Below are 23,834 nucleotides of genomic sequence, written 5' to 3'. Positions count from 1 at the left end.
CCATATATATTTCGCACGAGCCGGCGGCAGACCGGCAACAGAGTTCGAGGCGGAAGGGGCAATTCATGCGGCTTTTGAAGGTGGTGGTGGTTCTGGTCATCCTGATTCTGGCGGGCCTGGCCGGCTATGCCTATCTGGGGGACATGAGTTCCGACCCGCGCGAGATGCGCATGCCCGTCGAACTGCACCTGGATGCCGAAAGCCCCGCCCCGCCACAGGCACCCGCCCCCGCCCCGGAAGGCGAAGACAGCGAAACGGCCGCGACCGCCCCGGCGGCGGGCAGCGGGGAAGCGGGGCAGAATGACCTCGACTGACGGATACGGGCTGGCCTGCGTGCTGGCGGCAGGCCTGGCGCTTGGCCAGCCGGCCGCGGCCAAGCCGCCGCTTTCGGCCAGCGACTGGCTGTCGGGCAGCGTGCAGGAACCCGACAACATGTCGTCGTGGCGGCCGGGCGATCCGCGCCCGCCCGAACTTCGCCGCCGCGACATCGCCCCCAGCGGCGCGGTGGGTCCCGTCGGCGTGACCCGGCTGGGCGAGGGCAATCCCGACGGCAAGGGGACGGTTTCGCCGCGCGCGGCGGGGCTGCCGCCTGGGCTTTGGGGCGCCAGCCCGGCGCCCGAACTGGCGCGGCTGATCCGCGCCTCGAACCCGCGGCTGCCGGCGTTGCGGCGGCTGGAGCGGCGCATCCTGGCCGCGCAGCTAAGCCCGCCGCGGGCCGAGGCCGGACAGGAAGGCGCGCTGTTCCTGGCCCGCGTCGACAAGCTTCTGGACATGGGCGCCACCGGCGCGGCCAAGGAATTGCTGAAGGCGGCGGGTCCCGGCGACCCCGAGCGGTTCCGGCGGCTGTTCGACATCGCGCTGTTGTCGGGGGACGAGGCGCAGGCCTGCGAGATCATGGACCGCACCCCCGGCGTCGCGCCCAGCTTTTCGGCGCGCATCTTCTGCCTGGCCTATGGCGGCGACTGGGCGGCGGCGGCGCTGGTCTTTCACGGCGCAGACGCCCTGGCGCAGATCGACCCTGGAATGGCCGCGCTGCTGGCGCATTACCTGGACGACGGCTATTCCGACAGCGCCGAGCAACTGGTGTCGCCTGCGGTGGTTTCGCCGCTGGAACTGCGGCTGCACGAGGCGATCGGCCAGCCGCTGCCGTCGTCCAGCCTGCCATTGGCCTTTGCCCTGGCCGACCTGGATCAGAACGAAGGCTGGAAGGCGCGGCTGGACGCGGCCGAGCGGCTGGCGCGGGCCGGCGCCATCCCGGCCTCGCAATTGCGGATGATCTATCTGGAACAGAAGCCCGCCGCCTCGGGCGGGGTCTGGGACCGGGCCGCGGCCGTGCAGGCGCTGGCCGATGCGCTTCTGGCGCGCGATCGCGCCGCGGTGGCGCGCAGCCTGCCGCCCGCCTTCGACGCCATGGCGGCGGCGGGGCTGGGGCCGGCCCTGGCCGATATGGTCGGGGCCGAAGCCGGCGCCCTGGGGCTTGACGGTCGCGCCGGCCAATTGGCGCTGTGGCTGGCCTTGCAGGCATCCCAGCCGCAGGTGGTGCAAAGCCCGCCCGCCGACGTGCAGCCCTTCGACCTGTGGCTGTTGCGCTTTGCCGCGGGCGAGCCGGCCTCGGCCCCGCCGCCGGGGCAGGGCGAGCCGCTGGCAGCCGCGCTTTTCCCCGCCTTCTTGGGGCCGTCCGAACGGGACGTCCCCCAGGGCGCGGCGCAACTGATCCTGGCCGACCGCCGCGGCGAGGCGCTGCTGGCCGCCATCGCCGATGTCGATGCCGGGCTTGACGGCGACCTGCCGCGCGCGGCGCAGGGGCTGCGGGTGCTGCGGGTGCTGGGCCAGCAGGAAATCGCCCGCCAGGCCGCGGTCGAACTGGTCCTGGCCCCGGTGATGACGCCCCCGGCGGGCGCCGGCGCACCATGAGCCGCGGCCAGCAGGGCGATCCAGGCCGGATCTCGGCCTTTCTGGACGCGCAGGCGGCCGAGGCGGGGGCGGCGCGCAACACGCTGCTGGCCTATGGCCGCGACCTGCGCGATTTCGCGGATTGGCTGGCGGCGCGGGGCGACAGCCTGATGACCGTCCCGCGCGAGGGGGTCGAGGACTACCTGTCCCATTGCGACGCCCAGGGACTGTCGCGGGCGACGCGGGCGCGGCGGCTGTCCGCCATCCGGCAATGGACCCGCTTTGCTCTGGACGAAGGCTGGCGCGATGACGACCCGGCATGCCGCATCAGCGGGCCGGGCCGGACGCAGCGCCTGCCCAAGGTGCTGGACCGGGCCGAGGTGCAGGCGATGCTGGACGCCCTGCCCCGCCTTGGCCGCAACGAAACCGAGCGGGCGCGCAACCTGGCGCTGGTCGAACTGATCTATGCCACCGGCATGCGCGTAAGCGAACTGGTCTCGCTGCCCGTGGGCGCCTGCCGCGGCGATCCGGCGCTGCTGCTTATTCGCGGCAAGGGCGGCAAGGAACGGATGGTGCCGCTTAGCGATCCGGCGCGCCGGGCGCTGGCCGCCTGGCTGAAGCGGCGCGACAATGCGCCCGCCGAAAGCCCGCTGGGCCGGCTGGTCGCGGGCAAGGGCGCGCGCTGGCTGTTTCCCGCCCCCTCGCGCGAGGGGCACATGACCCGCCAGGCGATGAACGCACTGCTGGGGCAACTGGCCCTGGCGGCCGGGATCGACCCGGCCCGCGTCTCGCCGCATGTCATCCGCCACGCCTTTGCCACGCATCTGCTGGAGGGCGGGGCCGACCTGCGCGCGATCCAGACGCTGCTGGGCCATGCCGACCTGGGCACGACCGAAATCTATACCCATGTCATGGACACGCGGATGCGCGATCTGGTGCTGAACCATCATCCGCTGGCCCATGCCGACACCAGCGGAAAGAAGCCATGACCGTCCCAGCCCTGGCCGCGGATGCGGCCGCATCGGCCGCCGCGCCGGCCCGCGATTCGATCCTTGCCGATCCGGTGATCTGGCTGACCTGCGCCGCCATCCTGCTGCTTTTGGCGCTTTCGGCGTTCTTCTCGGGCTCGGAAACGGCGCTGACCGCCTCCAGCCAGGCCAAGCTGCGGGCTAGGGCCGACAAGGGGGATGCGGGCGCCACGCGGGCGCTTGACGTAACCCGCGACAGCGAAAGGCTGCTCGGCTCGCTTCTTCTGGGCAACAACGTGGTCAACATCCTGTCGGCCAGCCTGGCCACGGCGCTGTTCACCCGCATCCTTGGCGCCGGCGGCGTGGCGGTCGCGACGCTGGTGATGACCGCACTGGTGCTGATCTTTTCAGAGGTGCTGCCCAAGACCTATGCCATCCTTGCCCCCGAGGAACTGTCAAGCCGCGTCGCCCGTCCCATCGGCATCTTCACCCGCATCATGGCCCCGATCGTGGCGGTGGTGCGGCTGATCGTGCGCGGCATCCTGGCGCTGCTGGGCTTTCGTCCCGACCGGGCAAGCCACGTCTTTTCCGTCCAGGAGGAAATCGCCGGCGCCCTGGCCATCGCGCAATCCAGCGGCTCGGTCGAAAAAGAGGACCGGGACCGCCTGCTGGGCGCGCTGGACCTGGGCGAGCGCGCGGTCGAAGAGGTGATGCTGCACCGCTCGCGCATCGAGATGATCGACGCCGGCCTTCCCACCGATCAGGTGCTGGACCTGGTGCTGAAAAGCCCGCACACCCGCCTGCCCGTCTATCGGGGCGAGCGCGAGAATGTCGTCGGCGTGATCCATGCCAAGGACCTGCTGCGCGGCGTGCGTCGGGCGCTTCAGGACCAGGGACCCGAGGCCTTGCGCAGCTTTGACGTCATGGACACCGCCATGCCGCCCTATTTCGTGCCCGAGACCACGCCGCTGGACGAGCAGATGCGCGAGTTTCTGAAACGGCATACGCATTTCGCGCTGGTGGTGGATGAATATGGCAGCCTGCGCGGGCTGATCACGCTAGAGGACATCCTGGAGGAAATCGTCGGCGAAATCACCGACGAACACGACATGGACGCCGCGCAATCGCTGCTGCCGGGACCGCAGGGCGATTACGTGGTCGAGGGGGCGATGACCATCCGCGACCTGAACCGGGCGCTGGACTGGTCGCTGCCCGACGACGAGGCCAATACCGTCGCCGGGCTGGTGATCCACATGGCGCAGTCCATCCCTGCGGCGGGGCAGGTGTTTTCCTTTCACGGCTACCGTTTCGAGGTGCTGTCGCGGCGGGAAAACCGCATCACCCGCCTGCGCATCCGCCCGCTTGAGCCGGCGGCGGCCGGCTGATCGCCGTCAATGGTCGGCCATGGCGGCGGCGCGCCGGGCTGCATCGGCGCTGCCGCCGCTGCCGTTGAAAAAGGCGTTCAGCGCCACCGCCGCGATGGTCGCCAGCAGGATGCCCGATTCGACCAGCGGGTGGATGGCATGCGGCGTCCATTGCTTGAAATCCGGCGCGACCAGGGGGATCATCCCGAAGCCAAGCGCCACCGCCACCACGAACAGGTTGTTGCGGTTGCCGGCGAAATCCACCGTCGAAAGGATGCGGATCCCCGTCGCGGCAACCATGCCGAACATCACCAGCCCCGCTCCGCCCAGCACCGGGGTCGGCAGCGATTCGACCGCCGCGCCCATCTTGGGCACCAGCCCGAACAGGATCAGGATCATCCCGCCCGTGACGCAGATGAAGCGGCTCTTGATCCCCGTGACGCCGACCAGGCCGACATTCTGGCTGAACGAGGTATAGGGAAAGGTGTTGAAGATGCCGCCGATCAGCGTACCCAAGCCATCGGTGCGCAGCCCGGCGGTCAGGCGGCGCGGGGTGATCTCGCGCCCGGTCATATCGCCCAGCGCCAGGAACATGCCGGTCGATTCGATCATCACCACGATCATCACCAGCACCATGGTCACGATCAGCACCGGGTCAAAGATCGGCATGCCGAAATGAAAGGGCGCGACGATGCCGAACCAATGCGCCTCGGCCACCTTGTGAAAGGTCATCTGCCCCAGCACGATGGTCAGCCCCGCGCCGATCAGCATGCCCAGAAGCACCGCGATATTGGCAACGAAGCCGCGGCCGAAGCGGGCGATCAGCAGGATCGCCACCAGCACCACCCCGGAAATGGCGATGTTCACCGGCTGGGCGTAAAGCGGGTTCTGCACGCTGGGCGCGGGGGCAAAGCCCTGGGGCAGCGCCGGGACCACGCCGGTCCCGGCCAGGTCGCGCAACTGGTTCAGCCAGCCCGCCGCGACCGGGTCCACCACCTTGGGCGCGGTCGGCCCGACCGGGTTGCCGAAGATCCAGTTGATCCCCACCCGCATCAGCGTGACGCCGATCACAAGGATGATGGTGCCGGTCACCAGCGGCGGAAAGAACTTCAGCATCCGCCCGACGAAGGGCGCGATCAGCATGGCCACGATCCCCGCGCCGATGATGGCGCCAAAGATCATCCGCGCGCCGTCGGGCCCCGGATAGGCGTTGGCCATGGCGACCATCGGCCCGACCGAGGCGAAGGTCACGCCCATCATCACCGGCAGCTGGATGCCGAACCAGCGCGTCACGCCCAGCGACTGGATGATGGTGGCGATACCGCAGCAAAACAGGTCGGCCGAGATCAGGAAGGCCACGTCCTCGGGCGCAAGCTTCAGCGCCCGGCCGACGATCAGCGGCACGGCGACCGCGCCGGCATACATGACCAGCACATGCTGCAAGCCCAGGGTCGCCATGCGCAGCGGCGGCAGGATCTCGTCCACCGGATCCATCGCGGGTGTCGCGGTCCTGGTCATCGTAACGCTCCCGTTCGTCCTGCCGGATATCGTGGCTTTTTGCTGAAAGCTTGCGCCGGCCGGCGGGGATTGGCAAACGCTTTATGACGATTGCGTGATCCGCAGGCCCGCACCGGCCGCGGGGTCGGCCTGCATCTCGCGGCCGATGGCCCGGCCCAGGGTTGCGCTCAGGCCCAGTTCCGGCCAGGCGGCCGCGGCCGCTTGCAGATGCGATCCGGCGCGCGCCGCGTCCTGCGCCCCCGCCGCGCGCAGCGCCGCCGACAACAGCAGCAGCGGATGGTCCGGTGCCAGTTCCAGCGCCGCCTTTAGCCAGCGCCGGCCGGCCTTGTCATTGCCCGCGGCGAAACAGACATCGGCCAGCCGCTTGCGGGTCAGCATCTGCCCCGGCCGGGCCGCGTCCAGCCAGTGCAGGATCGCCAGCGCCCGGTTCAGCCGGCCATGCAGCCGCAGGACCGAGGCGCAAAAGCCCAGCCAATGCGCATCCCTGTCCGAAAGCGGCGGCTGTTCCCCCTTGGCCAGCGCCGCCTCGACCCGCGCCAGGTCGTCGGCCCAGGGGGACAGCTTGCGCCAGAACTCGGGCCAAAGCAGCAGTTCCCGCTGCGGCCCCGCCTCGCGCACGAATTCGGACCAGTCGACGCGCAGCACCCAAAGCGGCAGGATATTGCCCTTGTCGCGATCCGGGTTGGGTTGCGCGAGGGCGGGCAGCAATTCGGGCGGCAAGGCCAAGGCCGACGCCGCGCGCCCGCCCTTGCGCAGCAGGCGGTAGGCCAGCGCCGGCATGATCGGCCCCTCGGCGGCGCGGCCGGTAAAGACCATATCCAGAAAGGCCGCGTCCAGCCCGTCCCGCCCGGCCTTGCCATCCCTGGCTTCGTTCTGGGTCACCAGGACCACCTGCCGGCATTGCGGCTTGTCGCGGTTGCGCATCAGCGGCGCCTCCAGCCCCTGCTGCGCCAGCCCATGCGCCTTTTTCCGGCGGCCGACGGTCCAGGCCAGCACCGCAAGCTCGCGATAAAGAAAGGGGAACCGCTCCAGCAGCGCGCGCTGGCCGGCCAGCGCATCGACCAGTTCCGCCCCGCGTCCCGCCCCCGCCGCGTGACCCGCGGCGTAGCTGACGCTTTGCGCCAGGTCGCCGGGGGCAAAGAAGCTGCCCGGCGCCGCGATCACCCGATCAAGCAGCGCGTCATAGGCAGCCAGGCGCCGATCCGCCGGCAAGGCCGAAGGCAACGCCACGATCCGGCATTGCCCGATCATCGCGGCGGCGCGCGAAAAGGCGCTGTGGCTGGGCGCGCCCACCTGGGCGCAGCCGGCCATCAACAGCAGCTCCAGCAGGTCGCGCTCGGCCGGGGTCAGCGCGCCGTGATCCAGAAGCTCGTGGGCCAGGACCACCCGCGCGCAGCCCTGGCGCAGATGCTCGACCGCCGTCGGCGTGTCCGAAAAGGCGATGACCGGCCCCTCGACCCCGGCGACGAAGGCGCGAAAGAACTCGTCGGGCACATATTTCGACGCCCAGGAGGAATAGGACCAGGGATCGCCGTCCAGGATGTCGCCGCGCCGGACATGGATCGCCACCGGCTGCCCGCCCCCGGCCCGCCCCAGGACGCGCCGCGCCTGGGCAAGCGCGTCCGACAGGCGCGGCGACAGCGCAAGCTCGGCCGCCATTGCGCGCAGCCCGGCCGCGGCCTCGGCCTCGGGCTCGTCCATGAAGCGGATCACCTCGGACATCGCATCGCATTCGTAGCGCCGCCCTTCGGCCAGCGTCCGCGCAAAGCCGGCGGTGTTCATGCCCGGCGCCGCCGCAGGCAGGTTGCGCCGCCCTGCGCGATCGGGCGGGCGCGTCACGATGTCGATATGGGCGGCGACGAATGCCGGCGTCAGAAAGTCGCGCGGATCGGTCAGTTCGGGATAGGGACCGCCCGGCTGGGACAGCCACAGATAGCGCCCCGAGACCCCGAACTTGCGCGCCATCCGCATGACATTGAGCAGGCAGATCAGCCGCGCGCCGATCCGATCCTGCCGGAAACCGATGATGGCATGGTGCTTTGTCATGCGAAACCGCCCGTCCACCCCCCTTGCGGCTTGCAACCGCGCGCCCCCGTGCCTATCAGGACCTGCCGCCATACAACAGCACGGAAATCCCGATATGGACATCGCAGCCCGCCGCAAGGCCGATCCCGCCCACTGGCGCCTCGCCACCGCGATCCGCGCCCTTTCCATGGATGCCGTCGAGGCGGCGAATTCCGGCCATCCCGGCATGCCGATGGGCATGGCCGACGTGGCCACGGTCCTGTTCCGCAACCACCTGAAATTCGACGCCGCCGCGCCGAACTGGTTCGACCGCGACCGCTTCGTGCTGTCTGCGGGCCATGGCTCGATGCTGATCTATTCGCTGCTGCATCTGACCGGATACGAGCAGATGTCGATCGACCAGATCCGCAACTTCCGGCAATGGGGTTCGATCACCGCCGGCCATCCCGAATACGGCCATGCCGAGGGGGTCGAGACGACGACCGGCCCCCTGGGCCAGGGCATCGCCACCGCCGTCGGCTTCGCCATCGCCGAAGAGGCGATGCGCGCCCAGTTCGGCGATGCGCTGTGCAGCCACAAGACCTGGGTCATCGCCGGCGACGGCTGCCTGATGGAGGGCATCAGCCAAGAGGCCATCGGCCTGGCCGGCCACCAGAAGCTCGGCAACCTGATCGTGCTTTGGGACAATAACGACATCACCATCGACGGCCGGGTGTCGCTGTCGGATTCGACCGACCAGTTGCAGCGCTTCGAGGCTTCGGGCTGGCGCACGCTTGCCTGCGACGGCCACGACCCGGCCGACATCGAACGCGCCCTGGCCGATGCCGCCAGCGGCCAGGACGGCCGCCCGGTCCTGGTCGCCTGCAAGACCATCATCGGCTTCGGCGCACCCAACAAGCAGGACAGTTCCGGCGTGCACGGCTCGGCGCTTGGCGCGGCCGAGATCGCCGCCGCGCGCGAGGTGCTGGGCTGGGACGCGGCCGCCTTCAGCGTGCCCGACGACATCCTGGCCGACTGGCGCGCCATCGGCGCCCGCGGCCGGGCGGAACGCGAAGCCTGGGCCGCCCGCGTCGATGCGGCGGAAAACCGCGACGAATTCGCCCGCCGCATCTCGGGCGGCACCAGCGACCGGCTGGCGCCCACCATCGCCGCGCTCAAGCAGCAGGCGCTGGCCAGCCAGCCCAAGGTCGCGACCCGCAGGGCCAGCGAGATGGTGCTGGAAGTGGTGAACCCCGAACTGCCCGAAACGCTGGGCGGCTCGGCCGACCTGACCGGCTCGAACAACACCCGGACCAAGGACCTGGGCATGTTCACGCCGGAAAACCGCACGGGCCGCTATATCCATTACGGCATCCGCGAACATGGCATGGCGGCGGCGATGAACGGCATCTGGCTGCATGGCGGCTTTCGCCCCTATGGCGGCACCTTCATGTGCTTCACCGACTACGCCCGCGGCGCGATGCGGCTTTCGGCGCTGATGGGCCTGCCAGTGACCTATGTCATGACCCATGACAGCATCGGCCTGGGCGAGGACGGGCCGACCCACCAGCCGGTCGAGCATCTGGCGATCTGCCGCGCCACGCCCAACACGCTGACCCTGCGCCCCTGCGACCTGATCGAGACCGCCGAGGCCTGGGAAATCGCGCTGACAAGCGAATCGACCCCCACGGTCATGGCGCTGTCGCGTCAGAACCTGCCCCTGCTGCGCCAGGATGCGGGCGAAAACCTGACCGCCCGCGGCGCCTATATCCTGCGCGAAGCCAGCGCCGCGCCAAGGGTGATCCTGATGGCCTCGGGCTCCGAGGTTGAAATCGCCGTCGCCGCGCGCGAAACACTCGAAGCCCAGGGCGTGCCCACCCGCGTGGTCTCGGTCCCGACGATGGAGCTTTTCCGCGACCAGGATGCCGAATACCGCCGGCAGGTGCTGCCCGCCGGCACCGTGCGCATCGCCATCGAGGCCGCCATCCGCCAGCCCTGGGACTGGCTGCTTCTGGGCGAGCGCGGGCGCGAGGAAACCTCGGGCTTCATCGGCATGACCGGCTTTGGCGCCTCGGCCCCGGCGCCGACGCTCTACGAGCAGTTCGGCATCACGCCCGAGGCCACGGTGGCCGAGGCCCGCCGCCTGCTCGGCTGACCCATCGGGGCCGCGCCCACCCGGCGCGGCCCACCGGCCAGACCCGCGACTTCTTCGTTGCCCAAATACCCATGCACCGGCGCGCGCGCGCCCCCAGGCAATTCCCGCGCCCGGCTTTCACCGTTTCCCAAATACTCCTGCGGCCGCGCAGCACAGGCGCGCGCGCCACCCATGGTCCCCGCCACCGCTGGCGCGCATGACCAAGGGCGAAAGGGACCAGCGATGGCACCGTCCGAACCCAGCCCCGGCGCCCTGCCGCCCATCCTTGCGCCGACGGGCGATCCGGCGCGCCCGACGCAATTGCGCGGCATCGTGCTTTTGCTGCTGGCGATCTTCCTGTTCACGCTGATGGACGCGACCGGCAAGCACCTCTCGACGCTTTACCACCCGGTGCAGGTGGTCTGGATACGCTTCCTCACCAACCTGGCCATCGTCGCGGCGATCTTCGCGCCGCGGCTGCGCGCCACCCTGGCCACGCGCAGGCCGGTGGTGCAGGCCTTCCGCGGGCTCACCCAGCTCTGCTCGATCCTGCTGTTCTTCAGCGCGCTGCAATTTGTCGGCCTGGCCGAGGCGACGGCGATCATGGACATCAACCCGGTCCTTATCACGCTGGGCGCGGCGCTTTTCCTGGGCGAATCGATCGGCATCCGGCGTATCCTGGGCATCCTGGCCGCGCTTTGCGGGGCGCTGCTCATCATCCGCCCCGGTGCCGGCGTCTTTCATCCCGCCGCGCTGCTGGCGCTTGCCGCCGCCTTCACCTATGCGGCCGGGGCCATCCTGACCCGCGTGGCGCGAAGCGATTCCACCGCCACCTCGATCCTGTGGTCGGCGCTGGTGGGCACCGCCCTGTCGTCGCTTGCCGTGCCCCTGGTCTGGCAGCCCATCGCCATCGGCGACATCTGGGCCTTCCTGCTGCTTGGCGGGTTCGGCACCGCGGCGCAGGCGCTGCTGATCCGCGCCTTTTCCCTGGCCGAGGCGGCGGCCATCGCCCCCTTCGGCTATACCGGGCTGATCTGGGCCGGGCTTTGGGGCTGGCTGTTCTGGGGCACCCTGCCCGACCGCTGGACCGTTATCGGCGCGTTGATCATCGTGGCCGCCGGGCTATATGTCTGGATGCGCGAGGCCCGCGCGATGAACCGGGCCACCGGAACGGGGGCGCAATGACCGAAACCGACATCCAGGACCCCGCGCCGCTGCGCGACCGCCTGGCCAATGGCGCCTTTCTGGCCGTGATGGTCCTGGCGCGGCTTTTGCCCTATCGCCGGCGCGTGGCGGCCATGGGCTGGTTCTTTGCCCATGTCCTGGGTCCGTTGGCCGGCTGGCGGGGACGCATCCGCGCCAACCTGGCCCTGGCCCGCCCCGATCTTGCCGCGCCCGAGATCCGCCGCCTGACCCGCGCAGTGCCCGAGAATGCCGGCCGCTCGCTGGCCGAGATCTATTCCGGGACCGAGTTCACCGACCGCATCCATGCAGCCGATCCGCTGGCCGGCGCCGGCCTGCCGGCGCTGGAACAGGCCGCGCAGGCGGGGCGCCCGGTCATCCTGGCCGTGGCGCATTTCGGCAATTACGACGCCCTGCGCGCGGCGCTTTCCGGGCGCGGCTGGCCGATCGGCGCGCTTTACCGCCCCATGAACAACGAGGCCTTCAACCGCCACTACATCCCCGCCATGCGCGCCATCGCCGAGCCGATGTTCCCGCGCGGCCGCTCCGGGCTGGCGGCCATGCTGCGCTTTCTCAAGGGCGGCGGCTGGCTGGCGCTTGGCTTCGACCAGTTCGACGACCACGGTGCCGAGCTGCGCTTTTTCGGGCGGCCGACCCGGACCGTGCTGACCCCGGCGGAACTGGCGCTGCGCTATGACGCGCTGATCCTGCCGGCGGCGGGCATCCGCCAGCCCGACGGGCTGGGCTTTCGCGTCCAGATCGGCGCCCCCATCCCGCATAGCGACGCCGCGACCATGATGCAGGCGCTGAACGACGATCTGGAACGTCTGGTGCGCGCCCATATGGAGCAATGGTTCTGGGTGCATCGGCGCTGGAAACGCCGGGCTTAGGCGGCGAAACCCTTTCCCTCGGGTCGCCCGACGGGCTATAAGGGCGCGCAAATCCGCCGCGCAGACAGAACGCGGGCCCCGACAACGACATCCAGAGGACGGCATGAGCGACGATTCCAACAACGCTGGTCACGAAAAGCGCCATCACGAGGGCGATGTCGCCTTCATCCAGGCGCTTGCGGAACTGCTCGATCGCAACCAACTGACCGAACTGACCGTCAAGCGCGAATATGACGAAAACGACCGGCTGACCGTCAGCCTGTCCAAGCAGCAGAAACAGGCCGCCGCCCCGCAAGCCATGCCGGCCGCATTCGCCGCAGCCCCGGCGGCTGCCGCGCCCGCCCCTGCCGCGGCCGCGGCCCCGGCCAGCGAAGATCCCGCCAGCCTGCCCGGCGTCGTGACCTCGCCCATGGTCGGCACCGCCTATCTGGCGCCCGAACCCGGCGCGGCCAATTTCGTCAGCATCGGCCAGCAGGTCAAGGAAGGCGACACCTTGCTGATCGTCGAGGCGATGAAGACCATGAACCACATCCCCTCGCCCCGTTCGGGCACGGTCAAGCGCATCCTGGTCGACGACGGCAGCCCGGTCGAGTTCGGCGCCCCCCTGATGGTCGTCGAGTGAGGCGCGGATGTTCGACAAGATCCTGATCGCCAACCGCGGCGAGATCGCGCTGCGCGTGATCCGCGCCTGCCGCGAGATGGGCATCGCCTCGGTCGCGGTGCATTCCACCGCCGATACCGATGCCATGCATGTGCGCATGGCCGACGAATCCGTCTGCATTGGCCCGCCCTCTTCGACAGACAGCTACCTGTCCCAGCCCGCCATCATCTCGGCCTGCGAGATCACCGGCGCGCAGGCCGTGCATCCCGGCTATGGCTTTCTGTCGGAAAACGGCGGTTTCGTGCAGATGCTGGAAGATCACGGCATCACCTTCATCGGCCCCTCGGCCGAACATATCCGCATCATGGGCGACAAGATCACCGCCAAGGAGACGGCAAAGTCGCTGGGCATTCCGGTGGTGCCCGGCTCTGACGGCGGCGTGGCGGACGTGGCGGCGGCCAAGCGGGTGGCGGCCCAAATCGGCTATCCGGTCATCATCAAGGCCACCGCCGGCGGCGGCGGGCGCGGCATGAAGGTCGCGCATGACGAAGCCGCGCTGGAAACCGCCTTTCGCACCGCCCGCGCCGAGGCCAAGGCGGCCTTCGGCAATGACGAAGTCTATATCGAGAAATACCTGCAACGCCCGCGCCATATCGAAATCCAGGTCTTTGGCGACGGCCGCGGCCGCGCCGTGCACCTGGGCGAGCGCGACTGTTCGCTGCAACGGCGCCACCAGAAGGTGCTGGAAGAAGCGCCCGGACCCGTCATTACCGACGAGCAGCGCGCCCGCATCGGCGGCATCTGCGCCGATGCCATGGCAAAGCTGGGCTATCGCGGCGCCGGCACCATCGAGTTCCTGTTCGAGGATGGCGAGTTCTATTTCATCGAGATGAACACCCGCCTTCAGGTCGAGCATCCGGTGACCGAGGCGATCTTTGGCGTCGACCTGGTGCGCCAGCAGATCCTGGTCGCCGCCGGCCAGGGAATGGAGTTCCACCAGCAGGACCTGAAGATCAGCGGCCATGCCATCGAGGTGCGGATCAATGCGGAAAAGCTGCCGAACTTCACCCCCTCGCCCGGCCGGATCTCGCAATATCATGCGCCGGGCGGGCTGGGCGTGCGGATGGATTCGGCGATCTATGACGGCTATCGCATCCCGCCCTATTACGACAGCCTGATCGGCAAGCTGATCGTGCATGGCCGCGACCGCCCCGAGGCGCTGGCGCGGCTGAACCGCGCCCTGGGCGAGTTGATCGTGGACGGGGTCGACACCACCGTGCCGCTGTTCCGGGCGCTGATCGAAAATCCCGACATCCAGCGCGGCGACTATTCGATCCATTGGCTGGAACGCTGGCTGGCCGAGATGACCGCCGGCGGCTAGGCGATGCGGCACCCGGCAAGACAGGCGGCCTGCGCATGAGCGGCGGCGGGCTGACCTCCGAAGGGATGCTGGCCGCCTATGCCCAAGGGGTGTTTCCGATGGCGCAATCCGCCTCGGACCCGCGGCTTTACTGGTTCGAACCGCGTGTCCGAGGCATCCTGCCGGTGGGCGGGGTGCATGTGTCGCGCTCGATGCGGCGCTTTCTGCGCCATTGCGGGTGGCAGGCGACGCTGGACCGCGACTTTGCCGCCACCGTCGAGCACTGCGCCGAACGCGACGAAACCTGGATCAACGCCACGCTTTTCGGGTTTTACCTGGACCTGTTCCGGCGGGGCCATGCGCATTCGCTGGAAATCCGCGACGGCGGGGACCTGGTCGGCGGGGTGTTCGGCTTGTCGCTGGGCAGCGCCTTCTTTGCCGAAAGCATGTTCTCGCGGCGCGAGAACGCGTCCAAGGCGGCGCTGATCTGGATGTCCTCGCATCTGGCGCGCTGCGGCTTCACGCTATGGGATACGCAATATCCCAGCCCGCATCTGGCCTCGATGGGGGGCCAGGCGATCCCGCGGCTGGAATATCGCCGCCGGCTGTCCGCGGCGCTGCGGCACCGCGCCGATTTCAACGCCAGCCCCCTGCCCGACCGTCAGGCCCTGTTGCAGGAAATCACCCAGACGTCATAGCGCGGGTCATCCAGCGCCGAAAGCGCCGGCGAAGAGGCGATCATCCAGCCCGCGAACAGGCGCGCATTGGCCTGGCTGTCGGTGATCGTCAATTCGGCATAGGCATCCGAACTGGGATCCGCCGCCGGATAGCGGCATTCCGCCAGGTCAAGCCGAAGCCGCCCGAACTGGACCGATTCGCCCACCGCCAGCGAGAAATCCTGTGTCCGGCCGGTGACCTTGTCCAGCCCGCGCAGTTCCGCGCCGTTGCCGCGTGCGGTTTCAGGGCCGCGGGCGGCTTCGGCGGCGCGCTGACGCTCGGCTGCCGAAGGTTCGGCGGGAACCACCGCATCGGGGTCGTCGCTGAAGGCGGGGTCGATCATCAACTGCTGATCCTGGGCCGGTTCGTCCTGGGCCAGGGCGGGGCTGGCAGCCAGCAGCAGGCACAGGCCGGCACGGACCAGAGGATGGATCATTGCCCTTGGCCCCCGCTTTGCGCATCCACGAATTTCATCATCAGCGAAATCAGGCTGACCGCGCCCTGCACATCCTCGATCTCGTCGCCGGGGGCCAGATCGTCGGGCGCGCCGCCCGGCTGCAATTCGATATAGGCGCCCCCCAGCAGCCCGTCCGACTGGATCAGCGCCGCGCTGTCGCTGGGCAGGCGGATCGCCTGGGGCAGGCGCAGCCGCGCTTCGGCGAAATAAGTCTGGGGGTTCAGGTCGACCGCGGAAACGCGGCCGATGCGGACGCCGGCCAGCCGGACATCCGTCCCCACCTCGATGCCGTCGACATTGGGGAAAGCCGCGCGCAAGTCATAGCCGCCCGCCAGGGACGCGCCCAGCTTGCCCCCTGCGGTGGACCAGGCCAGAAAGCCCGCCACCACGGCCAGCACCGCCGCGCCAGCCCAAAGCTCGGCCCGTTCGGCGGCGGTGTTCATCGCCTATTCCGGCTGCCAGGCGTCATAATCGCGACGCTCGACCGGCTTGGCGCGATAAAGCGAGCCGGCCGGGTGATAGGCGCCCGGCGTGCCGGTCTGGTTCGGCTCATGCGGCTTTTCCCAGGGCTTGCGGGCCAGCGGCGCCTGGGTCGGCGGTTCCCGATAGGTATGGTGCAGCCAGCCGTGCCAATCCGGCGAAATCCGGCTTGCCTCGGCTTCGCCGTTATAGATGACCCAGCGCCGCTTGCCGCCCGCCGACTGGTAATAGACGTTGCCCTGGTCGTCCTCGCCCACCCTTTCGCCGTAAAGCTTGGTCCAGACCTGGGTGTTCAGGGTCTGGCTGTTCCACCAGGTCAGAAAGCGCAGCAGAAACGACATGGGTGCGAACCTCGTCAATCGGATATGTTGGAGATATGGCGCAACTCGCGGCAAAGGTCCAGAGAGGCTTGGCCCATCCCCCCGGATGGGGCAAATCGACGCAAGCCGGAGCGGGGCCTTGCGGCCGCGCCGCAACCGCGCAGCGCGCCTTCGCCCCCGGCGCCGCAGCCGCGGCGCCGTTGCACGCTTTCAGCGCGTCAGCCGGCGGTCGCGGCTTCCTTTTTCGAATCGGTGTGGATCAGCAGCGGCTTGGCCGCAGGATTTTCCACCGCCTCTTCGTTGACCACCACCTCTTCGACGCTGTCCATGCCGGGCAGGTCGAACATGGTGTCAAGCAGGATATCCTCCATGATCGAGCGAAGCCCGCGCGCGCCGGTCTTGCGCTTGATGGCGCGCTTGGCGATGGCGGTCAGCGCGTCATCGGTGAAGGTCAGCTTGACGTTTTCCAGGTCGAAAAGCCGCTGATACTGCTTGACCAGCGCGTTCTTGGGCTGGGTCAGGATGATGATCAGCGCCGCCTCGTCCAGGTCGCCCAGGGTGGCGATGACGGGCAGCCGGCCGACGAATTCCGGGATCAGGCCGAATTTCAGCAGATCTTCGGGTTCGAGCTGCTTGAAGAGTTCGCCCACGCCCTTATCTTCGTCTTCCTTGACCGCGGCGCCAAAACCCATCGCCGTGCCCTTGTTGCGCTGCGCGATGATCCGGTCCAGTCCGGCAAATGCGCCGCCGCAGATGAACAGGATATTGGTGGTGTCGACTTGCAGGAATTCCTGCTGCGGATGCTTGCGCCCGCCCTGCGGCGGCACGCTGGCGACCGTGCCCTCCATGATCTTCAGCAGCGCCTGCTGCACGCCCTCGCCCGACACGTCGCGGGTGATCGAGGGGTTGTCGGACTTGCGGGTGATCTTGTCGACCTCGTCGATATAGACGATGCCGCGCTGCGCGCGTTCGACGTTGTATTCGCTGGCCTGCAACAGCTTGAGGATGATGTTCTCCACATCCTCGCCGACATAGCCGGCCTCGGTCAGCGTGGTGGCATCGGCCATGGTAAAGGGCACGTCCAGGATGCGCGCCAGCGTCTGCGCCAGCAGCGTCTTGCCGCAGCCGGTCGGGCCGATCAGCAGGATGTTCGACTTGGCCAGTTCGATATCGGTCTTGGAACTGTGGTTCAGCCGCTTGTAATGGTTGTGGACGGCCACCGACAACACGCGCTTGGCATGTTCCTGGCCGATGACGTAATCGTCCAGCACATCGCAGATCTCGCGCGGGGTCGGCACCCCGTCGCCGGATTTCAGCGCCGAGGACTTGGTTTCCTCGCGGATGATGTCCATGCACAGTTCGACGCATTCGTCGCAGATGAACACGGTCGGACCGGCAATCAGCTTGCGTACCTCATGCTGGCTCTTGCCGCAGAAGCTGCAATAGAGCGTGTTCTTGCTGTCGCCGCCGGTCGGATTGGCCATCAGTTGATCCTCGTATTGCACCGGAGGCCCGGCAGGAGTGCCGGACGACCGCCTGTTCGGGCGCGGCGGGCCGCGCCATCGGGGTTGGCTGCCATGTTACGGGCCGCCCCGGCCCGTCACAATCCCCAAAACGTCAGCCCCGGCGGCTTCCCGCAGCCGTGATCACTTCTCTGGCTCGGCCTTGCCGCGCGCCACCAGGATCTCGTCGATGAGGCCCCATTCCTTGGCTTCGAGCGGCGACATGAAGCGGTCGCGCTCCAACGCTTCCTCGACCTCTTCCAGGGTGCGGCCGGTATGCTGGACATAGATCTCGTTCAAGCGCCGCTTGAGCTTTTCGGTTTCGCGCGCATGGATCAGGATGTCGGTGGCCTGGCCCTGGAACCCGCCCGAGGGCTGGTGGACCATCACCCGGCTGTTGGGCAGCGAGAAGCGGTGCCCCGGCTGGCCCGCGCACAAAAGCAGCGATCCCATCGAGGCAGCCTGCCCCACCACCAGGGTCGAGACGCGCGGCTTGATGTATTGCATCGTGTCATAGATCGACAGGCCCGCGGTCACGACGCCGCCGGGGCTGTTGATATACATGCTGATGTCCTTGGTCGGGTTTTCCGCCTCAAGGAACAGCAACTGGGCCGAGATCAGCGTCGCCATGCCGTCATGCACCGGACCGGACAGGAAGATGATCCGTTCCTTGAGCAGGCGCGAGAAGATGTCATAGGCACGTTCGCCGCGGCTGGTCTGTTCGACGACCATGGGGACGAGTGTGTTCATGTAGAATTCTGCCGGATCGTGCATGTCTGTCCTTTGTCCCTGCCTGGCCTGCCCGTTTCGCGATTCGTCCCAAGGGGTCTGCCCTGCGGGATCGCTTAGCTGCGAAAGGTTGACAGAGTCTTAGTAACGCCAGCCCCGAAGGACAAGAGAGCGATAAAATTTGCCCCCATCCGCCCCGCCCGGTAATCTGGCCGGCGAGCGACGGAGAAACGCATGAAACTGATCGTCGGCCTGGGCAATCCGGGCGCGAAATACGCCGCGAACCGGCATAATGTGGGCTTCATGGCGGTCGGGCGCATCGCCGCCGACCACGGCTTTTCGCCCTGGCGCGCCCGCTTCCAGGGCGAAATCGCCGAAGGGCGGCTGGGGGGCGTGCGCGTCACCCTGCTGCGGCCCGCGACCTTCATGAACCTGTCGGGCCAGTCCGTGGGCGAGGCGATGCGCTATCTGAAGCTTGCCGCCCAGGACGTGATCGTGCTGCATGACGAACTGGACCTTGCCCCCGGCAGGCTGCGGCTGAAGACCGGGGGCGGGCATGCGGGCCATAACGGGCTGCGCTCGATCCACCAGCATGTCGGCGAGGGCTATCGCCGCCTGCGCATCGGCATCGGCCATCCCGGCGACAAGGACCGCGTTGCCGGCTATGTGCTGTCGGACTTTGCCAAGGCCGAGCAAGAGGGTCTAGACGACGTGCTGCGCGCCATCTCGGACGGGGCCGAGGCGCTGGCGGCGGGCGACGATGCGCGCTTCATGAATGCGGTGGCGGCGCGGCTGGCGCCTGCCCGCAACAGCGGCACCCGGCCGCAAAAGCCCGGCGACATCCCGGCGCCCCGGCCCGCACAGGCCCAGGCGCCCGAGGCGGCACCGGCCAGCCTTGCCGACCGGCTGAAAGCCCTGGGCGACCGCTTCCGCTGACCGCCCGGCCGCCCGGCCGTCATAGACCATGGCATCCCAAGGAGATCCCAGATGGACCCCGCGCTCAACGTCCTTGGCGGCAAGCTGGAAACCTGTTCGACCGCGCCGCTGACCGGCTTTTTCCGCGATGGTTACTGCAATACCGGCCCCGAGGATCGCGGCCGGCATACCGTCTGCGTCATCGTCACCGCCGAGTTCCTGGCGCTGTCGAAATACCTGGGCAACGACCTTAGCACGCCGCGGCCCGAGTTCCGTTTTCCGGGGCTGAAACCTGGCGACCGCTGGTGCCTTTGCGCCGCGCGCTTCCTGCAAGCGGCGCAGGAATTCGCCGCGCCCCAGGTCGTGCTAAAGGCCACCCATGCCCGCACGCTGGACATCGTGCCGCTGGAACTGCTGCGCACCCATGCGGCCGGGCCCGCGACCTAGCGCCCGTCCTGCCCCAGGCCACCCTGCGCCAAGCCGGTCTGCGCCAGGTAATGCCGCACCGCGCCCGCGACATGGCGAAAGCGGTCGCCGCCCAGATGCTTGCCGCCATACCAGCGCGTGACAATCACCATGTGATCGCTTAGCCCGGCGCGTTCCAGCATCTGCAAGATGATCTGGCCGGCGCCGCTTTCGCCGTCGTCGTCGCGCATGGCCTCGCCGGACAGGACCGCGGCCCAACTATGATGCGTGGCCTTGGCGAAGCGCTTGTTGCGCTTCAACTCGACCAGTAGCGCCTGGGCCTCGGCGCGGGTGCGCGCCGGCCCGCCGGAAACCGCATAGCGCGATCCGCGATCCGAGATGATCTTGTCAAAGACCGCCAGGCTCATCGCCGGCGCCGAACGTAAAGTTCCAGCCGGTGGCGGACGATCTCATAGCCCATCTCGGCCGCGATCTCGGCTTGCAGGCGCTCGATGCGCTCGTTGACGAACTCCATCACCTCGCCAGTCTCGACGTCGATCATGTGATCGTGATGGCTGCCGTCGGCGGGTTCGAACCGCGCCGGCTCGCCCTCGAATTCCAGCTTCTGGATCACGCCCTGCGCGTTGAGCGCGGCGAGGGTGCGATAGACCGTCGCCAGCGACACCCCCGCCCCTTCCGCCGTGGCGCGCTGGTGCAATTGCGTCGCATCGGGATGATCCCCGGCCGCCGCCAGCACCCGCAGCAAAGCCGCCCGCTGGCGGGTGATGCGCACGCCGGCCCGGCGCAGCGCGTCTTCAAAGGCTTGGGCGCGGCTCTCGATCTCCATGCCGGTTTTCTCGCCCAGATGCGAATAAATTGCAACTGACTTGACAGTTGAGAATCGTTCGCAGATAAACGGAACAGCGAAAAGGATCGGATGATGAAGCGCAGAACATTCCTGATGGCGGCATGCGCCGGGCTGGCCGCGCCCGCCCTGGCCTCCCGCCCGGCCCTGGCCCAGGGCGGCCGGCTGAAGGTAGCCACCACCTTTACCATCCTGGCCGACATGGCGCGCAACGTGGCGGGCGAGCGGGCCGAGGTGGTCTCGATCACCAAGCCGGGGGCCGAGATCCACAATTACGAACCCACCCCCAGCGACCTGATCGGCGCCCGCGACGCCAGCCTGGTCCTGCGCAACGGGCTGAACCTGGAACTGTGGTTCGAACAGTTCCTGCGCAACCTGGATGACATGCCTTCGGCGACGCTGACCGATGGGATCGCGCCCATGCCGATCGCGGGCGGGCATTACGACGGCAAGCCCAACCCGCATGCCTGGATGGCGCTGGATACGGCGCTGGTCTATGTGGACAATATCGCTGCCGCCCTGTCCCAGGCCGACCCCCAGGGCGAAGGTGCCTATCGCGCCAATGCCGGCCGCTACAAGGGGCAGGTCGCCCGCACCATCGGCCCCTTGCGCGACGCCGCCCGCGCCCTGCCCGAGGGGCGGCGCTGGCTGGTCACGTCAGAGGGGGCGTTTTCCTATCTGGCGCGGGATTTCCGCCTGAACGAACTGTTCCTGTGGCCGATCAATGCCGATGCGCAAGGCACGCCCCAGCAGGTGCGCCGCGTGGTCGATGCGATCAGGCAGCACAAGATCCCGGTGGTGTTTTCGGAAAGCACCGTGTCCGACCGCCCGGCGAAACAGATCGCGGCCGAGACCGGGGCGCGCTATGGCGGCGTGCTTTACGTGGACAGCCTGTCGGGCCCGGACGGGCCGGTGCCGACCTATCTGGACCTGCTTCGCGTGACCTGCGAAACCATCGTCAGGGGGCTGTCCGATGGCTGACGCCCTGGGCATCGAGGTCTCGGGCCTGACCGTGGCCTATCGCAACGGCTTCACCGCGCTGCGCGACGCCAGCTTCACGGTGCCGCAAGGCTCGGTCACGGCGCTGGTGGGGGTGAACGGATCGGGAAAATCGACGCTGTTCAAGGCGTTGATGGGATTTGTCCCGGCCGCCGCCGGCAAGGTGCGGGTGCTGGGCCTGACCGTGCCGCAGGCGCTGCGCCGCAACCTGGTCGCCTATGTCCCCCAGGCCGAAGAGGTGGACTGGACCTTTCCGGTGCTGGTCGAGGACGCGGTGATGATGGGCCGCTATGGCCATATGGGCTTCCTGCGCCGGGCGCGCGCCCAGGATCGCCGCGCGGTGGACGAGGCGCTGGCGCGGGTGAACATGCAGGACTTCCGCCGCCGCCAGATCGGCGAGCTTTCGGGCGGCCAGAAGAAGCGCGTCTTCCTGGCCCGCGCGCTGGCGCAAGGCGCCTCGGTCATCCTGCTGGACGAGCCGTTCACCGGCGTCGACGTCCAGACCGAATCCGCCATCATCGCGCTGTTGCAGCAGATGCGCGACGAAGGGCGGGTGATGCTGGTTTCGACCCACGACCTGGGCTCGGTGCCGGAATATTGCGACCAGGTTGTGCTGATGAAGAACACCGTCCTGGCCCATGGCCCTACGGCCGAGGTGTTCACCCCCGACAACCTGCGCCTGGCCTTTGGCGGCGTGCTGCGGCATTTCGTGCTGGGTCCGCGGCACCTGCACGACGACGACGATCCGCGCGGCCTGACCGTGCTGTCGGATGACGAGCGCCCGCTGGTCTTTTACGACGACAAGCAGCGCAGCGCCCGCGAAGAGGCGGGGCGGGAATGATCCAGACCCTGCTTGTCCCCTTTGAATACGGCTACATGACGGATGCGATCTGGGTGTCGGCGCTGGTCGGCGGGGTCTGCGCCTTCCTGTCGGCCTATCTGATGCTCAAGGGCTGGTCGCTGATCGGCGACGCGCTGTCGCATTCCATCGTGCCGGGCGTCGCCGGCGCCTATATGCTGGGCCTGCCCTTTGCGCTGGGGGCGTTCCTGTCGGGGGGGCTCGCGGCGCTGACCATGCTGTTTCTGAACAAGCGCACCGGGCTGCGCGAGGATGCGATCATCGGCCTGATCTTTACCGGGTTTTTCGGGCTGGGGCTGTTCATGGTGTCGCTGAACCCGATGGCGGTTTCGGTGCAGACCATCACCATGGGCAATATCCTCGCGATCACGCCGGGCGATACGCTGCAACTGGCGCTGATCGGCGGCATCTCGGCGCTGGTGCTGACGGCGAAATGGCGCGACCTGATGGTGGTCTTTTTCGACGAAAGCCATGCCCGCACCATCGGGCTGAACCCGCAGGGGCTGAAGGTGCTGTTCTTTACCCTGCTGTCGGCCTGCACGGTGGCGGCGATGCAGACCGTCGGCGCCTTCCTGGTCGTGGCGCTGGTGGTGACGCCCGGCGCCACCGCCTATCTGCTGACCGACCGCTTTCCGCGGCTGATCCTGCTGTCGGTGGCGATCGGCTCGATCACCTCGGCCATCGGCGCCTATGTCTCGTTCTTCCTGGACGGCGCGACCGGAGGCGTGATCGTCTGCCTGCAAACGCTGATCTTCCTGGCGGCATTCCTGCTGGCGCCCAAGCACGGGCTGCTGGCCGCCCGCCGCCGCGCCCGCGCTGCCTTGCAGGAGGCCGGGTGATGGATTGGCTGCTGCTGCCGTTTTCCTTTCCCTTCATGCGCGATGCGGCGTTGATCGGGCTGATGATCGCCCTGCCGGCAGGGCTTCTGTCCTGCTTCCTGGTGCTCAGGGGCTGGTCGCTGATGGGCGATGCGATCAGTCACGCGGTGCTGCCCGGCGTGGTGCTGGCCTATGTCGCGGGGCTGCCGCTGATCCTGGGGGCATTTGTCGCCGGGCTTGGCTGCGCCGCACTGACCGGCTGGATCCAAGGCAACAGCCGCGTCAAGGCCGATACCGTGCTGGGGGTGGTCATGTCGGGCATGTTCGCCCTGGGGGTGGTGCTTTACACCGCCGTGCCGACCGAACTGCATCTGGACCATATCCTGTTTGGCAACATGCTGGGCATCGGCGCCGACGACCTGCGCCTGGCCGGCGGCATCTCGGCGCTGGTCGGGCTGGTGCTGGTGCTGAAATGGCGCGATTTCGCGCTGCTGGCCTTTGACCCGGTGCAGGCGCGGGTGTCGGGGCTGGCGCTGGCGGTGCTGAACCACGGGCTTTTGGCCATGATCTCGGCCACGGTGGTCGCCATGCTCAGTTCCGTGGGCATCATCCTGGCCGTGGCGCTGCTGATCGCGCCGGGGGCGGTGGCCTTTCTGGTCACGCGGCGTCTGCCGGCGATGCTGGCCACGGCGGTCGGCGTCGCGGCATTCGGCGCCATCGGCGGGGTCTGGGCCAGCTTCTGGCTGGACAGCGCGCCCGCGCCCACCATCGTCCTGGTCCTGACCGCGCTTTTCGTGCTGGCCTTTTTGTGGCGCAGCATCGCCACCCGCCGGGCGCAGGGCGCGACGGGTTAG

At 68.6% G+C, this 23,834-nt stretch carries 25 protein-coding genes; 16 read left to right on the top strand and 9 right to left on the bottom strand.

All coding sequences use genetic code 11. The features are described from left to right. Nucleotides 1–65: 65 nt before the first annotated feature. From F3H32_RS08290 to F3H32_RS08275, 4 genes are read left to right on the top strand one after another with little or no spacing between them, the layout of a single operon-like run. Nucleotides 66–314 carry a hypothetical protein gene (locus F3H32_RS08290; RefSeq protein WP_149765426.1) on the top strand — a complete coding sequence of 83 codons (249 nt, stop codon included), beginning with the start codon at nucleotides 66–68 and terminating at the stop codon, nucleotides 312–314. Next, complete coding sequence (locus tag F3H32_RS08285) at nucleotides 301–1,914, top strand: hypothetical protein (RefSeq protein WP_149765425.1); 1,614 nt, start codon at nucleotides 301–303, stop codon at nucleotides 1,912–1,914. Before F3H32_RS08290 ends, F3H32_RS08285 begins: the two co-directional genes overlap by 14 nt. Then, the gene (locus F3H32_RS08280) at nucleotides 1,911–2,882 is read left to right on the top strand and encodes a tyrosine recombinase (protein WP_149765424.1); all 972 of its coding nucleotides are present in this window, start codon (nucleotides 1,911–1,913) and stop codon (nucleotides 2,880–2,882) included. The genes F3H32_RS08285 and F3H32_RS08280 overlap by 4 nt, the downstream gene beginning before the upstream one ends. Beyond that, nucleotides 2,879–4,246, top strand: a complete 1,368-nt coding sequence (locus tag F3H32_RS08275) for an HlyC/CorC family transporter (protein WP_149765423.1) — start codon at nucleotides 2,879–2,881, stop codon at nucleotides 4,244–4,246. The genes F3H32_RS08280 and F3H32_RS08275 overlap by 4 nt, the downstream gene beginning before the upstream one ends. Nucleotides 4,247–4,252: 6 nt before the next feature. Here the strand turns inward: F3H32_RS08275 and F3H32_RS08270 are convergent, their stop codons facing one another. Both F3H32_RS08270 and F3H32_RS08265 read right to left on the bottom strand, forming a co-directional pair. Beyond that, a complete protein-coding gene (locus F3H32_RS08270; protein WP_149765422.1) occupies nucleotides 4,253–5,743 on the bottom strand; it encodes a nucleobase:cation symporter-2 family protein in 1,491 nt (496 codons plus the stop codon). 81 nt (nucleotides 5,744–5,824) lie between these two features. Further along, complete coding sequence (locus F3H32_RS08265; protein ID WP_149765421.1) at nucleotides 5,825–7,789, bottom strand: O-fucosyltransferase family protein; 1,965 nt, start codon at nucleotides 7,787–7,789, stop codon at nucleotides 5,825–5,827. Between the two features lie 94 nt (nucleotides 7,790–7,883). Between F3H32_RS08265 and tkt the strand changes: the two genes are divergently transcribed. The 6 genes from tkt to aat all read left to right on the top strand — a co-directional run bounded on the left by tkt (nucleotide 7,884) and on the right by aat (nucleotide 14,612). Beyond that, complete coding sequence (gene tkt, locus F3H32_RS08260; RefSeq protein ID WP_149765420.1) at nucleotides 7,884–9,902, top strand: transketolase; 2,019 nt, start codon at nucleotides 7,884–7,886, stop codon at nucleotides 9,900–9,902. Nucleotides 9,903–10,124: 222 nt separating this feature from the next. Next, nucleotides 10,125–11,066, top strand: coding sequence for a DMT family transporter (locus F3H32_RS08255; protein WP_149765419.1), 942 nt, complete (start codon nucleotides 10,125–10,127; stop codon nucleotides 11,064–11,066). Then, nucleotides 11,063–11,953 carry a lysophospholipid acyltransferase family protein gene (locus tag F3H32_RS08250; protein ID WP_149765418.1) on the top strand — a complete coding sequence of 297 codons (891 nt, stop codon included), beginning with the start codon at nucleotides 11,063–11,065 and terminating at the stop codon, nucleotides 11,951–11,953. Before F3H32_RS08255 ends, F3H32_RS08250 begins: the two co-directional genes overlap by 4 nt. A 103-nt stretch (nucleotides 11,954–12,056) precedes the next feature. Continuing rightward, nucleotides 12,057–12,575, top strand: coding sequence for an acetyl-CoA carboxylase biotin carboxyl carrier protein (gene accB, locus F3H32_RS08245; RefSeq protein WP_149765417.1), 519 nt, complete (start codon nucleotides 12,057–12,059; stop codon nucleotides 12,573–12,575). Nucleotides 12,576–12,582: 7 nt separating this feature from the next. Next, nucleotides 12,583–13,935 carry an acetyl-CoA carboxylase biotin carboxylase subunit gene (gene accC, locus F3H32_RS08240; RefSeq protein WP_149765416.1) on the top strand — a complete coding sequence of 451 codons (1,353 nt, stop codon included), beginning with the start codon at nucleotides 12,583–12,585 and terminating at the stop codon, nucleotides 13,933–13,935. A 35-nt stretch (nucleotides 13,936–13,970) separates the two neighbouring features. Continuing rightward, on the top strand, nucleotides 13,971–14,612 hold the full coding sequence (gene aat / locus F3H32_RS08235) for a leucyl/phenylalanyl-tRNA--protein transferase (protein WP_149765415.1): 642 nt from the start codon (nucleotides 13,971–13,973) through the stop codon (nucleotides 14,610–14,612). On the opposite strand, the gene F3H32_RS08230 is transcribed toward aat, so the two are convergent. From F3H32_RS08230 to F3H32_RS08210, 5 genes are all read right to left on the bottom strand, one after another. After that, nucleotides 14,576–15,067, bottom strand: coding sequence for a DUF2155 domain-containing protein (locus F3H32_RS08230; RefSeq protein WP_149765414.1), 492 nt, complete (start codon nucleotides 15,065–15,067; stop codon nucleotides 14,576–14,578). The genes aat and F3H32_RS08230 overlap by 37 nt on opposite strands. Next, nucleotides 15,064–15,531: an outer membrane lipid asymmetry maintenance protein MlaD gene (gene mlaD / locus F3H32_RS08225; RefSeq protein ID WP_149765413.1), complete on the bottom strand. Its 468-nt coding sequence runs from the start codon at nucleotides 15,529–15,531 to the stop codon at nucleotides 15,064–15,066. Before mlaD ends, F3H32_RS08230 begins: the two co-directional genes overlap by 4 nt. A 3-nt stretch (nucleotides 15,532–15,534) precedes the next feature. Then, nucleotides 15,535–15,909, bottom strand: a complete 375-nt coding sequence (locus F3H32_RS08220; protein ID WP_149765412.1) for an NADH:ubiquinone oxidoreductase subunit NDUFA12 — start codon at nucleotides 15,907–15,909, stop codon at nucleotides 15,535–15,537. A gap of 197 nt (nucleotides 15,910–16,106) precedes the next feature. Beyond that, nucleotides 16,107–17,372, bottom strand: a complete 1,266-nt coding sequence (gene clpX / locus F3H32_RS08215; RefSeq protein WP_115755681.1) for an ATP-dependent Clp protease ATP-binding subunit ClpX — start codon at nucleotides 17,370–17,372, stop codon at nucleotides 16,107–16,109. A 162-nt stretch (nucleotides 17,373–17,534) separates the two neighbouring features. Further along, nucleotides 17,535–18,164, bottom strand: a complete 630-nt coding sequence (locus F3H32_RS08210; protein WP_115755670.1) for an ATP-dependent Clp protease proteolytic subunit — start codon at nucleotides 18,162–18,164, stop codon at nucleotides 17,535–17,537. Between the two features lie 189 nt (nucleotides 18,165–18,353). Here F3H32_RS08210 and pth point away from each other — a divergent pair, with 189 nt between their 5' ends. Continuing rightward, nucleotides 18,354–19,055 carry an aminoacyl-tRNA hydrolase gene (pth, locus tag F3H32_RS08205; protein WP_149765411.1) on the top strand — a complete coding sequence of 234 codons (702 nt, stop codon included), beginning with the start codon at nucleotides 18,354–18,356 and terminating at the stop codon, nucleotides 19,053–19,055. Nucleotides 19,056–19,106: 51 nt separating this feature from the next. Next, nucleotides 19,107–19,481 carry a DUF2237 family protein gene (locus tag F3H32_RS08200; RefSeq protein ID WP_149765410.1) on the top strand — a complete coding sequence of 125 codons (375 nt, stop codon included), beginning with the start codon at nucleotides 19,107–19,109 and terminating at the stop codon, nucleotides 19,479–19,481. On the opposite strand, the gene F3H32_RS08195 is transcribed toward F3H32_RS08200, so the two are convergent. After that, nucleotides 19,478–19,867 (bottom strand): YigZ family protein, encoded by a 390-nt coding sequence (locus F3H32_RS08195; protein ID WP_188128623.1) that lies wholly within the window; start codon nucleotides 19,865–19,867, stop codon nucleotides 19,478–19,480. The genes F3H32_RS08200 and F3H32_RS08195 overlap by 4 nt on opposite strands. Next, nucleotides 19,864–20,286 (bottom strand): Fur family transcriptional regulator, encoded by a 423-nt coding sequence (locus F3H32_RS08190; RefSeq protein ID WP_149765409.1) that lies wholly within the window; start codon nucleotides 20,284–20,286, stop codon nucleotides 19,864–19,866. The genes F3H32_RS08195 and F3H32_RS08190 overlap by 4 nt, the downstream gene beginning before the upstream one ends. 114 nt (nucleotides 20,287–20,400) lie before the next feature. On the opposite strand from F3H32_RS08190, the gene F3H32_RS08185 reads away from it, so the two are divergent. From F3H32_RS08185 to F3H32_RS08170, 4 genes are read left to right on the top strand one after another with little or no spacing between them, the layout of a single operon-like run. Then, a complete protein-coding gene (locus tag F3H32_RS08185; protein WP_394349616.1) occupies nucleotides 20,401–21,285 on the top strand; it encodes a metal ABC transporter substrate-binding protein in 885 nt (294 codons plus the stop codon). After that, nucleotides 21,278–22,144, top strand: a complete 867-nt coding sequence (locus tag F3H32_RS08180) for a manganese/iron ABC transporter ATP-binding protein (RefSeq protein WP_149765407.1) — start codon at nucleotides 21,278–21,280, stop codon at nucleotides 22,142–22,144. Before F3H32_RS08185 ends, F3H32_RS08180 begins: the two co-directional genes overlap by 8 nt. After that, complete coding sequence (locus F3H32_RS08175; RefSeq protein ID WP_223191384.1) at nucleotides 22,141–23,001, top strand: metal ABC transporter permease; 861 nt, start codon at nucleotides 22,141–22,143, stop codon at nucleotides 22,999–23,001. Before F3H32_RS08180 ends, F3H32_RS08175 begins: the two co-directional genes overlap by 4 nt. Beyond that, nucleotides 23,001–23,834, top strand: coding sequence for a metal ABC transporter permease (locus F3H32_RS08170; RefSeq protein WP_149765406.1), 834 nt, complete (start codon nucleotides 23,001–23,003; stop codon nucleotides 23,832–23,834). Before F3H32_RS08175 ends, F3H32_RS08170 begins: the two co-directional genes overlap by 1 nt.

Source organism: Paracoccus thiocyanatus (genome assembly GCF_900156255.1).
Taxonomy (GTDB): domain Bacteria; phylum Pseudomonadota; class Alphaproteobacteria; order Rhodobacterales; family Rhodobacteraceae; genus Paracoccus; species Paracoccus thiocyanatus.
Note: the sequence above shows the minus strand (reverse complement) of the source record. Positions and strands in the feature narration are given on the sequence as shown.